This is a genomic window from Ensifer sp. ENS02, from assembly GCF_014851885.1.
Classification (GTDB): Bacteria; Pseudomonadota; Alphaproteobacteria; order Rhizobiales; family Rhizobiaceae; genus Ensifer; species Ensifer adhaerens.
In genome coordinates this window covers 65016-79090 of the sequence record NZ_JACVAO010000006.1, presented here as the reverse complement: position 1 = coordinate 79090, position 14075 = coordinate 65016, and the positions used below count along the sequence as shown (strand labels likewise).

The 14075-nt window shown below is 62.4% G+C and carries 13 protein-coding genes and 1 pseudogene; 7 read left to right on the top strand and 7 right to left on the bottom strand.

Going from position 1 to position 14075, the window contains the following annotated elements:
• Positions 1 to 2: 2 nt before the first annotated feature.
• The 5 genes from IB262_RS14080 to IB262_RS14060 all read right to left on the bottom strand — a co-directional run bounded on the left by IB262_RS14080 (position 3) and on the right by IB262_RS14060 (position 5667).
• Entirely contained in the window at positions 3 to 1007 is a 1005-nt protein-coding gene (locus tag IB262_RS14080; protein WP_060522257.1) for an ABC transporter permease, read from the bottom strand.
• Entirely contained in the window at positions 1007 to 1987 is a 981-nt protein-coding gene (locus IB262_RS14075) for an ABC transporter permease (protein WP_060581892.1), read from the bottom strand. The genes IB262_RS14080 and IB262_RS14075 overlap by 1 nt, the downstream gene beginning before the upstream one ends.
• Positions 1984 to 3480 (bottom strand): sugar ABC transporter ATP-binding protein, encoded by a 1497-nt coding sequence (locus IB262_RS14070; RefSeq protein WP_112976045.1) that lies wholly within the window; start codon positions 3478 to 3480, stop codon positions 1984 to 1986. The genes IB262_RS14075 and IB262_RS14070 overlap by 4 nt, the downstream gene beginning before the upstream one ends.
• A gap of 267 nt (positions 3481 to 3747) precedes the next feature.
• Positions 3748 to 4737, bottom strand: coding sequence for a rhamnose ABC transporter substrate-binding protein (gene rhaS / locus IB262_RS14065; RefSeq protein WP_060522260.1), 990 nt, complete (start codon positions 4735 to 4737; stop codon positions 3748 to 3750).
• Positions 4738 to 4854: 117 nt separating this feature from the next.
• The gene (locus tag IB262_RS14060) at positions 4855 to 5667 is read right to left on the bottom strand and encodes a DeoR/GlpR family DNA-binding transcription regulator (protein WP_112976004.1); all 813 of its coding nucleotides are present in this window, start codon (positions 5665 to 5667) and stop codon (positions 4855 to 4857) included.
• A 203-nt stretch (positions 5668 to 5870) separates the two neighbouring features.
• Between IB262_RS14060 and IB262_RS14055 the strand changes: the two genes are divergently transcribed.
• The 7 genes from IB262_RS14055 (at position 5871) to IB262_RS14025 (ending at position 12784) form a co-directional block, all read left to right on the top strand.
• Entirely contained in the window at positions 5871 to 7970 is a 2100-nt protein-coding gene (locus IB262_RS14055; RefSeq protein ID WP_112976005.1) for a bifunctional rhamnulose-1-phosphate aldolase/short-chain dehydrogenase, read from the top strand.
• 14 nt (positions 7971 to 7984) lie between these two features.
• A complete protein-coding gene (gene rhaI, locus IB262_RS14050; RefSeq protein ID WP_112976006.1) occupies positions 7985 to 9280 on the top strand; it encodes an L-rhamnose catabolism isomerase in 1296 nt (431 codons plus the stop codon).
• Between the two features lie 156 nt (positions 9281 to 9436).
• On the top strand, positions 9437 to 9691 hold the full coding sequence (locus tag IB262_RS14045) for a GlsB/YeaQ/YmgE family stress response membrane protein (protein WP_034796969.1): 255 nt from the start codon (positions 9437 to 9439) through the stop codon (positions 9689 to 9691).
• A gap of 127 nt (positions 9692 to 9818) precedes the next feature.
• The gene (locus IB262_RS14040; protein WP_034796970.1) at positions 9819 to 10007 is read left to right on the top strand and encodes a hypothetical protein; all 189 of its coding nucleotides are present in this window, start codon (positions 9819 to 9821) and stop codon (positions 10005 to 10007) included.
• A gap of 89 nt (positions 10008 to 10096) precedes the next feature.
• Positions 10097 to 10558, top strand: a complete 462-nt coding sequence (locus tag IB262_RS14035) for a YbaK/EbsC family protein (protein WP_034796972.1) — start codon at positions 10097 to 10099, stop codon at positions 10556 to 10558.
• A 121-nt stretch (positions 10559 to 10679) separates the two neighbouring features.
• On the top strand, positions 10680 to 11066 hold the full coding sequence (locus tag IB262_RS14030; protein ID WP_034796975.1) for a DUF930 domain-containing protein: 387 nt from the start codon (positions 10680 to 10682) through the stop codon (positions 11064 to 11066).
• Positions 11067 to 11536: 470 nt separating this feature from the next.
• On the top strand, positions 11537 to 12784 hold the full coding sequence (locus IB262_RS14025) for a glycosyltransferase family 2 protein (protein ID WP_112976046.1): 1248 nt from the start codon (positions 11537 to 11539) through the stop codon (positions 12782 to 12784).
• 105 nt (positions 12785 to 12889) lie between these two features.
• On the opposite strand, the gene IB262_RS14020 is transcribed toward IB262_RS14025, so the two are convergent.
• Positions 12890 to 13111 carry a hypothetical protein gene (locus IB262_RS14020; protein WP_034796981.1) on the bottom strand — a complete coding sequence of 74 codons (222 nt, stop codon included), beginning with the start codon at positions 13109 to 13111 and terminating at the stop codon, positions 12890 to 12892.
• Between the two features lie 254 nt (positions 13112 to 13365).
• Positions 13366 to 13620: pseudogene (locus tag IB262_RS36695) on the bottom strand (flagellin); the annotation flags it as partial.
• Positions 13621 to 14075 lie beyond the last annotated feature (455 nt).

Sequence of the window (14075 nt, the reverse complement as noted above, 5' to 3'; positions counted from 1 at the left end):
CCTCAATGTGCGAGACGCTGACGGGCGCGCCGCCAGAGAATGGGGAGCGCGATCACCGAGATCAGCAGCAGGCCGATGAAGATCGACATGACGATGCCCGGCACGTTGAGCAGGCCGAAACCGAAGGTCACCATACCCATGATCAGGGCGGCCAGCACGACGCCCGGGATGGTGCCGGAGCCACCGAGAATGTTGACGCCGCCGAGTACCACCATCGTTACCACCTCCAGCTCCCAGCCGAGCGCGATCGACGGGCGCGTCGAGCCGAGGCGCGAGGTCAGGCAGATCGAGGCAAGCCCGGCCATCAACCCCGTCAGGAGGAAGAGGATGAATTTGATGCGCGCAACGCGGATGCCGGAGAAGAGCGCCGCCGTCTGATTGTTGCCGATGGCATAGACCGCGCGGCCGAAATTGGTCTTGTGCAAGACGACGCCGTAGACGACCGCGAGGGAAACGAAGAGCGTGAACTCGAAGGAGAACACCCACCAGACATAGCCTTGGCCGAACCACGAGAAGCTGTCGGGATAACCGGTGAAAGCCTGGTCGCCGAGGATGATAAAGGAGAGACCGCGGAAGAGGCTCATGGTGCCGATGGTCACCACGATCGAGGGCAACCCGAGACCGGTGATCAAGAGGCCGTTGATCGCACCGCAAAGAAGCCCGACAGAGAGACCGATCACCACCAGCGCCGGCGTGTCGAAGCCAAGTTGCACGGCATAGCCCATCGCCGTCGAGGCGAGCGCGATGATCGAGGCCACCGACAGATCGATCTCGCCGGAAATGATCACCAGCGCCATGGCGAAGGCAATCATCGCCTTTTCGGTGAAGTTGAAGGTCGCGTCCGAGAGGTTCCACGGGTCGAGGAAGTAGGGCGAGGCCAGCGAGTTGCCGAGAAAGATGAGGCAGGCGACGACAAGCAGCAGGCTTTCCCAGCTCTTCAGCAGGCGCGCGCCGCGGCCTTCCAGCCGATCGGGGATATGTCGTGGGGTAAGGTGGGTCTCGGCCATCAGACAGCCTCCGCCTTTCTCAAGATGACGCGGCCCTTACGCCGCTCGGCGCGGGCGTTGACGGCAACAGCGACAATGATGACCAAGCCCGAAATCGCCAATTGGGCGAAGGGCGAGATATTGACGACCGGCAAGGCGTTCTTGATCACGCCAAGGAACAGCGCACCGAGCACCGCGCCTGCTACCGTGCCGATGCCGCCGGCGATCGATATGCCGCCGATGACGCAGGCTGCGATGATGTCGAGTTCGAAGCCGGCGGCGATGTCGACATAGGCGACGGCATAACGCGACACCCAAAGATAGCCCGAGAGCCCGGCAAGCGCGCCGGATATGCAATAGGCCGAGAAGCGGGTGCGGCCGACATCGATGCCGGTATAGACCGCCGCGTGCGGATTGCCGCCGACCGCATAAAAGGCGCGTCCGAGCGCCGTGCGGCTCATCAGCAGGAAAACGAGCGCGATCATCACCAGCGAGAGCCAGGAGAGAACCGGGAAACCAAAGAGCTCGTCGCGCGGCAATGCCTTGAAGGCGTCGCTCATCTGGTGGGCATTGATCCACTTGCCGCCGCTCAAGAGAAAGATCAGGCCGCGATAGATGGTGAGCGTGCCGAGGGTTACGACGATCGGCGGAATGTCGAGCTTCCAGACGAGCGCGCCGTTGATCATGCCGAGCAAAGTGCCGAGCGCAACTGCCGCAAGGATGATCAGCGGGATCGGCAGGCCCGGAAAGGCGGCGTTCAGCATCGCCGCCACCATGCCCGAGAGCGCGAGGTTGGCGGCCATCGAAAGATCGATGCAGCGCGTCAGGATCACCGCCATCTGGCCAAGCGCCAGAATGATCAGGATCGACGTGTCGTTGTAGACGCGCCCGAGGTTCGCGGGCGCGACGAAGGGCGGGAAACGCCAGGTGATCAGCGCCAGCAGCACGGCGATCGCGCCGACCAGCAGCAGTTCGCGATTCCTGAGGATGTTTGCCATCACGCGGCCTCCTGAATGCCGGCTGCGGCACGCACCAGCTTTTCCGCCGTCAGTTCGGCGCGCTCGAACCGCCCGGCGATCCGCCCCTCGCGCATCACGATGACGCGGTCGGACATGCCCATGATCTCCGGGATTTCCGAGGAGACCATGATGACGCTCAGGCCCTGTGCCGCCAACTCGCTCATGAAGGCGTGCACGGCGGCCTTGGAGCCGATGTCGATGCCTTTGGTCGGCTCGTCGAGAATGATCACCTTCGGCTTCGTCGCCAGCCACTTGGCGATAACGACCTTCTGCTGGTTGCCGCCTGAAAGCGTGCCGACATCCTGATCGAGCGAGGCGGCGCGCAAATCGAGGCGCGCGGTATATTCGCGGGCGAGCGCGAACTCGTTGGCAAGCTTCAGGAAGCCCGAGCGCGAGGTGCGCGACAACGACGGCAGCGTGACGTTCTGAAAGATCGGCAGGCCAATGATCGCACCCTGGCGGCCGCGCTCTTCGGGCACATAGACGATGCCAGCCCGGATCGCTTCGGACGGGCTGCGGATCACCAGCACCTCGCCATCGAGCCGGACAGCACCGGCCGATGGCCGGGTGACGCCGATCAGCGACTGCATGAACTCGGAACGGCCGGCGCCGACCAGGCCGTAGAAGCCGAGGATCTCGCCGCGGCGAAGCTCGAAGTTGATGTCCTCGAACTCGGTCGGGTGGCGGTAACCGGAGACCGTGAGCACCGGTTCGCCGATCGCCACGTCCTTCTTCGGGTAAACCGAACCGACAGCGCGGCCAACCATGAGGCGCACCAGTTCGTCCTGGCTGACATCGGCGATCAGCCCTTCGTCGACCATCGTTCCGTCGCGAAACACCGTGTAGCGGTCGGCGATGCGGAAGATTTCATCGAACTTGTGGCTGATGAACAGGATCGCCTTGCCGTCTGCCTTCAGCCGTTCGACGAGGGCATAGAGTTCGTGGATTTCCTTGTGCGACAAGGCGGCCGTGGGCTCGTCCATGATCACCACCTGCGCATCGATCGACAGCGCGCGGGCGATCGCGACCAGATGTTTCTTGGCGATACCGAGATCGCGCAGGCGGATGGTCGGATCGAGATCGGCACCGGCGCGCGAAAGCAAGGCACGCGCATCGGCATTGAGCTTCTTCCAGTCGATCAGCCCGAAGCGATTGCGCGGGGCGTGGCCGAGGAAAATGTTCTCGGCGACCGAGAGCTCATCGAAGAGCACGGTTTCCTGATGGATCGCGGTGACGCCGGCGCGTGCGGCCGCCAGCGCTGTCGGCAAATGAACCTCCTGATCACCGACGGAGATCGTGCCCTCGTCCGGTTGGTAGATGCCGGTCAGGATCTTCACCAGCGTCGATTTCCCGGCGCCGTTTTCGCCGATCAGCGCGGTCACCGACCCCGGATAGAGCGCCAGCGAAACATCGGAGAGCGCCTTCACCCCGGGAAAGGACTTCGAGATCCCTTCGAGCGCAATGGCGGGCTTCATCCGCGATGTGAGCGTATCCTGCAGCAAGAGACAGTCCACCATTCAGTCGTTTCGATAACGCGAAGTCGTTCGGGCCTCGTATGCCCTCGTATCCGCCCGCGCGGGTTGCCCCTCACCCTAACCTTCTCCCCGCATGCGGTGAGAAGGCACCGGCATGCCGCTCTCTTCCCTCCTCGTCGGGAAGGGGGGGCAAACCGTTGCCGCTTGTCCCTTCTCCCCGCAAGCGGGGAGAAGGGACCGGCAGGCGGATGAGGGGCTTTCGCCGGATCAGAAGATCTTGGCGAATTCCTCGACATTCTTGGCATCGTAGACGAACGGGTCGGCCATCGCGCCTTCGTTGTTGTCGTCGAGCTTGACGGCACCCATGCGGCCCATCTTCAGTTCAGCACCCGGCTTGGCTTCGGCACCGTTGATCAGGTCGTAGGCGACCATCGTTGCGGAGTAGCCGAGGTCGATCGGGTTCCAGATCGCGAAAGACTTGGAGGCGCCCGACTTCACGTGGCCGGCCATTTCCGAGGGAAGGCCGAGACCGGTGACGTTGATCTGGCCGATCTTGCCGGCGTCGGTGACGGCCTGGGCGGCGGCAACGATACCGACCGAGGTCGGCGCGATGATCGCCTTCAGGTTCGGATAGGACTGAATAAGGCCCTGCGTTTCGCGGTAGGACTTGTCGGCGAGGTCGTCACCATAAACGGTCGCGACGACATTGATGCCCTTGTAGTTGCCCTGGACCTTCTTCATCTCGGCGATCCAGGTGTTCTGGTTGGTCGAGGTCGCCGTTGCTGAAAGCACCGCGACATCGCCGCCCTCAGGCAGGTTGTCGGCGGCGAGCTTGATGATCATGTTGCCGATCAGCGGGCTCGACGATGGGTTCAGGTGCATCAGGCGACCATCCTTGGCGACGCCTGAGTCCCAGGAGATGACCTTGATGCCGCGATCCATCGCCTTCTTCAACGCCGGAACGAGGGCGTCGGTGTCGTTCGCGGAAACGGCGATGGCGTCAACCTTCTGGGCGATCAACGAGTTGATCACCTCGATCTGGCCTTCGGCGGTCGTCGTCGTCGGGCCGGTATAGATCACCTCGACGTCGCCCAGCTCCTTGGCGGCTTCCTGCGCGCCCTTGTTGGCGGCTTCGAAGAAGCCGATGCCGAGCGCCTTGACCACGAGCGCGATCTTCTTGTTTTCCGCATGCGCGGCATTGGCCATCAGCGCCAGCGAAACGGCGGCCGTGACCATCAGTGACTTCAGGATCTTCATGCTCATTTCCTCCCAATGACCGGCACGCGACAAGCGTCGCCGGCGCGATTTCCTCCATTGGCGATGCCCCGGCCCCTCCGGCCGTGAGCGTCACCTTCCCCTCTCCTCGCCCACCCCTCAGGCGGACGAGGACATGTTCTCCGCATCTGTGCCGGCACTCGAGCTGGCAACGACCAGCCGCACACCGGCATTTTCAAGCATCGCGGCATGCCTGTCCTCGATGCCCGAATCCGTAATGACAGTGGCGATCCGCTTCAGCCCGCAAAGGATGAGGCTCGACCGCTTGTGAAACTTCGAGGAGTCAACCAGCACGACGAGTTCGTCGGCCTGGTCGATCAGTTTCTGCTCCGCCTGGATCAACAGCGGATCCGCCTCCATCAGGCCGAGCGGGCCTAAGCCCTGCGCCCCCATGAACATGCGGCGCGCATAGAAATTGCGCGTCACGTCATTGTCGAAGGGGCTGAGGATAATGTTCTGCTCGCGGTAGATCGTGCCGCCCGACAGCATCACCGTGTTCTTCGAATGCTTCAAAAGATGCTCGGCGATCGGGAAGGAATTGGTGAAAACCTGCATTCGCCGATTGCTGAGGAAATGCACCATCTGAAAGGTCGTGGTCCCGCCATTGATGATGATCGGCTCGCCATCCTCGCAGAGCGCCACCGCCTCCTTGGCGATCGCCTGCTTTTCGCGGGCGTGCAGGCCCTCGTTGACCTTGAACGGACGACCGGCAAGGCCGACGAATTGCGGCGGATTGATCGCCTCGGCGCCGCCGCGCACCCGTCGCAGCTTCTTCTGCACGTGGAGGGCTGCAATATCGCGCCGGATCGTCGCCTCGGAACTGTCGGTCAGATCGACCAGCTCCTGGACGGTGACGACGGGTTTTTCCTGAACCGCCGACTGAATGATCCGGTGTCTTTCTTTCTCGTGCATGCGTTCCTCCGATGGCGTTCATGCTTCCATCACGATCGACCATTGTCAATCACAAACAATCATGTTTTTTCATTGTGCAGCGCAATATGCGCGAACTTGATCGTTTTTGATTGACTTTAACGCTCAAGTCCTGTGATCTGATGCCAACCACATCTCTGCGCGGTCGCCAAGCCGCGCGATATCAGACCGGGAGGAAATTCGAGATGCTCGACAAGCAGCAGGGTGCGCGACTTGCAAACCTTTGGGACGAGGCAAAGGCTGCCGGCATGAGCGAATCCGAGCGCCTGCTCTATCGCTCCAACCTGCTCGGCTCCGACAAGCGCATCACCAACTACGGCGGCGGTAACACCTCGGCCAAGGTGATGGAGAAGGATCCGCTTGGGGGCGGCACGGTCGAGGTGCTCTGGGTCAAGGGTTCGGGCGGCGACGTCGGAACGATCAAGCTCGACGGTTTTGCTACTCTCTATATGGACAAGCTCAACGCGCTGAAGTCGATTTATCGCGGTGTCGCGTTCGAAGACGAGATGGTCGGCTACCTGCCGCACTGCACTTTCAACCTCAATCCACGCGCCGCTTCGATCGACACGCCACTGCATGCCTACGTGCCGAAGAAGCATGTCGACCACATGCATCCCGACGCAATCATCGCGATTGCCGCGGCCAAGAACAGCCGCGAGCTGACGGCAAAGATCTTCGGCGACGACATCGGCTGGCTGCCGTGGAAGCGCCCGGGCTACGAGCTCGGCCTGTGGCTGGAAAAGTTCTGCCTGGAAAACCCGCGCGCACGCGGTGTGGTGCTTGAAAGCCATGGCCTCTTCACCTGGGGCGACACGGCGAAAGAAGCCTACGAGACGACGGTCGAGATCATCAACAAGGCGATCGCCTGGTTCGAGGCCGAGAACACCAAGCCTGCTTTTGGCGGCGCGGTGAAGCCGGCGCTCGACGCGGCCGCCCGCGCCGACGTCGCCCGCAAGCTGATGCCGGTCATCCGCGGGCTGATCAGCGCCGACGAGAAGAAGGTCGGCCATTTCGACGACAGCCAGGCCGTGCTCGATTTCGTCACGTCGAAGGATCTGAAGCCGCTGGCCGCTCTTGGCACCAGCTGCCCCGATCATTTCCTGCGCACCAAGATCCGGCCGCTGGTGGTCGATTTCGATCCGGCCAGTCCCGATGTCGACAAGACGCTGGCAACGCTGCCCGAAGCGATCGCCGCCTATCGCGCCGACTATGCGGCCTACTACGAGCGCTGCAAGCACGAAGATAGCCCCGCCATACGCGACCCGAACGCGGTCGTCTATCTCGTGCCCGGCGTCGGTATGATCACCTTTGCCAAGGACAAGGCGACCGCCCGCATCTCCGGCGAGTTCTACGTGAACGCCATCAACGTCATGCGCGGCGCCTCCGGCGTTTCCACCTATGTCGGCCTGCCGGAACAGGAAGCCTTCGACATCGAATACTGGCTGCTGGAGGAAGCAAAGCTGCAGCGCATGCCGAAGCCGAAGAGCCTCGCCGGCCGCATCGCGCTCGTTACCGGCGGCGCCGGCGGTATCGGCAAGGCGACGGCCAACCGGCTGATGCAGGAAGGCGCCTGCGTCGTGCTCGCCGATATCGATGAGACCGCGCTTGCGGCGGCCGAAGGCGAACTGTCCAAGCGCTACGGCAAGGATTTCGTCCGCTCCGTCCGCATGAACGTCACCAGCGAAGCGGCGGTCGAGGGCGGTTTTGCCGACGCTCTGCTCGCCTTCGGCGGCCTCGATATCCTGGTCTCCAATGCCGGCCTCGCCTCGTCGGCCGCCATCGAAGACACGACGCTGGCGCTCTGGACCAAGAACATCGACATCCTGACGACCGGCTACTTCCTCGTCTCGCGTGAAGCCTTCCGCATCTTCCGCCAGCAGAAGGCCGGCGGCAACGTCGTCTTCGTCGCCTCCAAGAACGGTCTTGCCGCCTCCCCCGGCGCATCTGCCTATTGCACCGCCAAGGCGGCCGAAATCCACCTCGCCCGCTGCCTGGCGCTCGAAGGGGCTGGCGCGCAGATCCGCGTCAACGTCGTGAACCCCGACGCGGTGTTGCGCGGCTCGAAGATCTGGACTGGCGAGTGGAAGGAACAGCGCGCCGCCGCCTACAAGATGGATGTGGACGACCTCGAGGCGCATTATCGCGAGCGCTCGATGCTGAAGCTCAGCGTCTTCCCCGAGGATATTGCGGAGGCGATCTATTTCCTCGCCTCCGACATGTCGGCGAAATCGACCGGCAACATTATCAATGTCGACGCGGGCAACGCCCAGTCCTTCACCCGCTGATCGAGGAGAGTTTCATGACGACCACCATGATCAGCCAGGCGACCGTCGAGGCCGAGAACGAAAGCCGGCTCACCGCACTTCGCCGGGATTATGAGAGCCTCGGCGAAAGGCTCAGCCGGCGCGGCATCGCGATCGACGAGATCAAACGGAAGGTCGCCGCCTACGGTGTTGCCGTCCCTTCCTGGGGTGTCGGCACCGGCGGCACGCGCTTTGCCCGCTTCCCCGGCAAGGGCGAACCGCGCAACATCTTCGACAAGCTCGAGGATTGCGCGGTCATCCAGCAGCTGACCCGGGCGACGCCGACCGTCTCGCTGCATATCCCGTGGGACAAGGTGAGCGACATTTCCGAGCTAAAGGAGAAGGGCACGTCGCTCGGCCTCGGTTTCGATGCGATGAACTCCAACACCTTCTCCGACGCGCCGGGCCAGGAACATTCCTACAAGTTCGGCTCGCTGTCGCATGCCGACGCCGCCACGCGCGCCCAAGCGGTGGAGCACAATCTCGAATGCATCGAGATCGGCCGGCAGCTTGGGTCCAAGGCGCTGACGGTCTGGGTCGGCGACGGCTCCAACTTCCCCGGCCAGAGCAACTTCACCCGCGCTTTCGAGCGTTATCTCGACGCGATGAAATCGGTCTACGCGGCGCTGCCGGATGACTGGCGCGTCTACACCGAACACAAGATGTTCGAGCCGGCCTTCTATTCGACCGTCGTCCAGGACTGGGGCAGCAACTACCTGATCGCCCAGGAGCTCGGCCCCAAGGCCTTCTGCCTTGTCGACCTTGGCCACCATGCGCCGAACGTCAACATCGAGATGATCGTCGCCCGCCTCATCCAGTTCGGCAAGCTCGGCGGCTTCCACTTCAACGATTCGAAGTATGGTGACGACGATCTCGACACCGGTTCGATCGATCCCTACCGGCTGTTCCTCGTCTTCAACGAACTCGTCGATGCGGAGACCCGCAAGGCCAAGGGGTTCGAGCCGGCGCACATGCTCGACCAGAGCCACAACGTCACCGACCCGATCGAAAGCCTGATGACGAGTGCCACCGAGGTCTGCCGCGCCTATGCCCAGGCGCTGATTGTCGACCGCCAGGCGCTCGCGGGCTACCAGGACGACAACGACGCGCTGATGGCGAGCGAGACGCTGAAGGTAGCCTTCCGCACCGACGTCGAGCCTATTCTCGCAATGGCGCGGCTCGAAAGCGGCGGCGCAATCGCACCTGTCGCGGCCTATCGCAAGAGCGGTTACCGCGCGAAAGTCGCGGCTGAGCGCCCGGCCGTTGCCGGCGGCGGGGGCGGTATCGTCTGACCCTGAAACGAGCGGCGCCGGGCTGCCATTTGAGGCCCGGCGCCGCATCCCACGCTCGACAGCTCAAAAAATCGCTGCGCGATGAAATTGCCCCCTATCTGATTTCAATTCCTGATCTATCTTTCCCTTGGAGATTCAACGGAAAGGGACCCGTTCATGGGCATTGAAAGCATTCTCGTCTTCCTGATCGTCGGCGCGGTCGCCGGCTGGCTCGCCGGCCTCATTGTCAAGGGCGGCGGTTTCGGCCTCATCGGCAATATGGTCGTCGGCATCATCGGCGCCTTCATCGCCGGCTTCCTCTTTCCGGCGATCGGCATCAGCCTCGGCACCGGCATCCTTTCAGCGATCCTGCACGCGACGATCGGTGCCGTCATCCTTCTGGTGCTGATCCGCATTGTCAAACAGGCCTGACCCAACGCCGGCGGCAGTACCCTTCGCGCCCGGGATATCCCCGGCCGTTCCATCTGGACGCGCGAAGGGGGCTGTAGCACTGTGATCTGCTGGACGGGACATCGCACATAGCCAGACGGAGGCGAGCATGAACGCTCTTTACACCGACAAGATCGAAACGGCGCTCAAGTCGTTCATTGCGGATCACCCGGGAATGCAGACACGGGATCAGGCGATCATCGCGATCCTCGAAAACTGGTTCACCAATCACGGCTACCTGCCACCGCAGCAGGAAGGTCTGCGCCCGGAAGACCTTGACGCTTCCAACGACGATTGAGAGATTTGCGCGCCCGGCACGAAGGACCATAGCGCTCCTTGCGCCGCGGCGGCCACCCCTTGCTTTTTCAATAGCGTGAACTGTTCGCCATGAGCCTGACCTCCGTCAAAGACTTCTTCTCCCAGCACGCCCCAGATATCGACGTCATCGAGCTACAACAAAGCACCGCCACGGTTGCTCTTGCGGCCGAGGGCCACGGCGTCGAGCCCGCCCAGATCGCCAAGACGCTGGCGCTTCGCGTCGGCGACGACGTGATCCTGATCGTCACGCGCGGCGACGCCCGCCTCGACAACAAGAAGTACAAGGCCCGCTTCGGCACAAAGGCCCGCATGCTTGGTTTCGACGAGGTGGAAGCCGAGACCGGCCACCCGGTCGGCGGCGTCTGCCCCTTCGGTCTCGCCAAGCCGCACAGCATCTATTGCGACCTGTCGCTCAAGGCCTACGACATCGTCGTGCCGGCCGCCGGTGCCACCAATGCGGCTGTGCACATCAGCCCGACCCGCATCGCCGAGCTGACCGGCGCCGAGTGGATCGACGTATCGGAAGCGTAGCTTGCCGTTGCGGATACGGGGCATGCCTTGGAATGGCCACAAAGCTTAACTGAAACCGCAAGCGCGCGCCCGGCAGTGATTTGCCGGGTTGGTCCTTTCCGTTCCCAGGAGTCCGTCAAGCATGAAGCTACTCGCGTACCCGCTCGTCTTCACCGCCACATTCTCCCCGGCGCTGGCGATGGATCAGTCCCTGGTACGTCAGTTCGAGAAGCTCGACCCGCAGACCCGCCTGGAGCAGCGCTGCGACACCGAAGCGATGGAGCGCATCAACGCCGACAAGTCGAGCTTCAAACCGGACAAGGTGATTGCCTATACTTTCGCCGAACCGGTCGTGAAGGAAGACAAGATGAAGGCGCCGGGCGCCGTGTTCCGCAGCAAGGGCGAATGGTACAAGCTGAAGTTCAAGTGCCGCACCGACGCCGAGCACCTGGATGTCCTGTCCTTCGAATACAAGATCGGTGAGCTTGTGCCGCACGAGAGCTGGGACGAATTCTACCTTTATCCCTGACAGGCGTCGAAGGACGCGGTGGCCTTGAGGGCAGAGAGCCCTAGAGGATGGCCACGAGAAAGAGCAGGGAGCCGAACGAGAGCGCGGCCATGATGCTCATCAGCATTTTCATCATGTGCTCTGCCATATCGTACACCCTTACCTCGGCTCCATCGGAACGAACGCGACGGCGTATCCCGTCCGGCAGCTCCGGTCCGTCGCACAAGGGGCGGCGTGAGCCTGATCCGAGAGTGCTCCAGCATGGTTAACAAAGCGTTAACTGCGCTCGACCGGCGCCGTGAGGGGGCCGACATCGCCTATCCAAGACAAGGCTCACACAAGATCGAAGCGGAATAAGGAATGTGCAGGGGGCGTTCCCTGTATGCGCGGAACACCTGCGCCGTGCGGGCAGCGCCAGGGCTGGCGATGCGGGCAACGGCAACGTCCGAAGAGACTGGAAACCGCGCGAGAAAAGCACCATGGAGAGGCGCGTGAGCCAGGTTAAGCTGAGCATTTGCATTCCAACCTACAATCGCGCAGCCTTTCTCGAGAAGTCGCTCGGCTACTTCGTCGACCTTTACCAATTCTCCTATAAGTACGAGATCATCATCTCCGACAACGCGTCTACGGACGACACGCGCGACGTGGCCGAGCGTTTCATCGCCAAGGGCCTGCCGATCCGCTACCTCAGGCAGGCGGAGAACTACGGTTCCGGCGCCAACGTCGTCAGCGCCTTCAGCCGCGCGACCGGCGAATATGTGCTCTATCTCGCCGACGACGACATCCTGATCAACGAAGGCATGCGCGAGGCGATCCGCTACCTGGATCTCAATCCGGAAGTCACCGCTTGCTACGCGCCCTGGTACACGCATGACGAAGTCGAGGAGCGCGACGATCCGCCGTTCTACATCGTCGACAAGGACACGAAGTTCAAGAAGCGCGCTTCCGAGGAAGTGTTCGACTTCCTCTGCGAGCGACACGTGTTTCCGGAAATCGGCATCTACCGGGCGTCGGCGCTACGGTCGGCCTGGGTGCCCAGGAACTTCGCCTACTGGGCCTTCGCCTATCTCGCCCATTTTCTGGAGCAGGGCGCCGTCGCCTTCCTGAGAAAGCCGTTCTACCGACAGGTCACCCGTTCGAAGATTGCCCGCGACCGGCCGCAAGCCGGCCATGCCGACGTGCTCACCGCCTGGGACAGCTACCGCGGCGGCCTTGAATATTTTCTCTATTCCGGTGCCAAGCGCGGCGCCGTGCGGCTAACACCGGAGCGCCGGGCCTATCTCGATGCGCAGGTGAGGGATTTCACCATGCTGCGCATGACGGTCGCCCTGCGCATGTGGCTCGCGAAGAAGGACTACATCCGCGCCTATGAGCTTTATACTCGCCTGATGCTCGGCGGCTTCGAACACCATCCCGAACTGCAGCGATCAAAGGGCGTTCTGCCGCTCATGGTCGCCCTGCAGACGGTGATGTGGCACACGAACGCGGTCGCCGAGATCGATCGTCTGGTGCTGCACGGCGTCGAAGACCATGGTGCGATCGAAGAGCTGTTGCGTGACCTTGGCCTGCGCTCCCATATCGCCGTCGTTCCCGGCACAACGGAACTCACGCAGGACGAAATTGCCCGCACCGCCGTCTTCGTCACGGCCGACAGCGATCGCAAGCACTATCTTCGCAAGGGGCACCTGCCGAACCTAGTGGTCAGCGAAAGCGACATCCTGAACCACGTTCTGCTTTAAAATATAAAAGGGCGCCGCTGGCGCCCTCGCTTGCTTCGCAGGTTATGCCGGGTAGCGCGACGGGCAAAAAGGCCGCTTGGCCACGCACGCCCCACGGATACCGCATTACTTGCGCATGATGCCCTTGTAATAGGCGCCGTTGCGCGGCGGCGGGCGGTTCACGACCTTGGCCTCAGGGTTGTACTTCTCGCTCTTGTGGCCTTCGTTGATGGGCGTTGTCGATACGCCCTTGTAGTAGCTTCCGCCGGCAAATGCCGGAGCAACGCCGCCCACGGCGACCGTCGCAGTCACCAAAGCTGCTAGAGAGAGTGTCGCAAGTTTACGCATGTCTAATCCTCGTTGACCCGGCCGCGCCCCCGTTTTTTCCGGATGTCGCGGCCTAAATTGTGCGGCGACGAACTGCGCCGCTCAGGTCCTCCCGGGCGCCAGAATAGGCAGAAGCTGCGACACGCCTGTAACGCAGGTGACAGCCGAGGAGTCTCGGATGGGTTAAGTTCCAGGGTCAGTCGAGGCAGGTCCGCAGAGCGGACGCCGTTCTCCCCTCTTAATCGCGCCCTCCAAATCCACCTCTGCGGCTTGTCTTAGCGGAAGAGCTGCAGGATGTTCTGAGCGTCGGAGTTGGCGATCTGCAAAGCCTGAATGCCGAGCTGCTCCTGCGACTGCAAGGCCTTCAGCCGCGTCGATGTCTCGTTCATGTCGGCATCCACCAGGCGCCCGACCCCCTTGTCGATCGTCGCCATCAGCGTTTGAGCGAAGGTCGTTTGCATGTCGATGCGCGACAGCAGCGAACCGAGCGCCGCTGCACCGTCGATGGTCCGCTGCAGGACGACTTCGATGTAGTGGAGATAGGAATCGACCGATTGCGGGTTGGCCGCGATATCGACGTCAAGGAAGTTTCTGCGGGCGATCGGTTCGATGTTCACGTCAATGTTGGTGAAGCCGATAAAGGTTCCGGCACCGGATTTCCGATCGACGGCCGGATCGGACTTTATCAGGATGCCGCCTGAGCCGTTGTTCTGAATGATGGTGTTCGGCCGGGTGATGAGCGACTGAAGCACCGTCACCATCTCGTCGACCGTTTCGATCTTGCCGGTATCCTTGCCCAGCAGCGCGTTCACCTGATTGCGGTCGAAGGAATGGGTGCTGGGAGCTTCGCCGTTCACCGAAAAATTGAAGGATATGACGACGTCCTTGTAGACCTCGAACTGCTCGAACGTCAGCGTCATCTCCGATCCGCGCTCGCCGAAATCCGAGTTTTCAACGAGGCCAGCTCCGCCGCCGCTCGACGTGC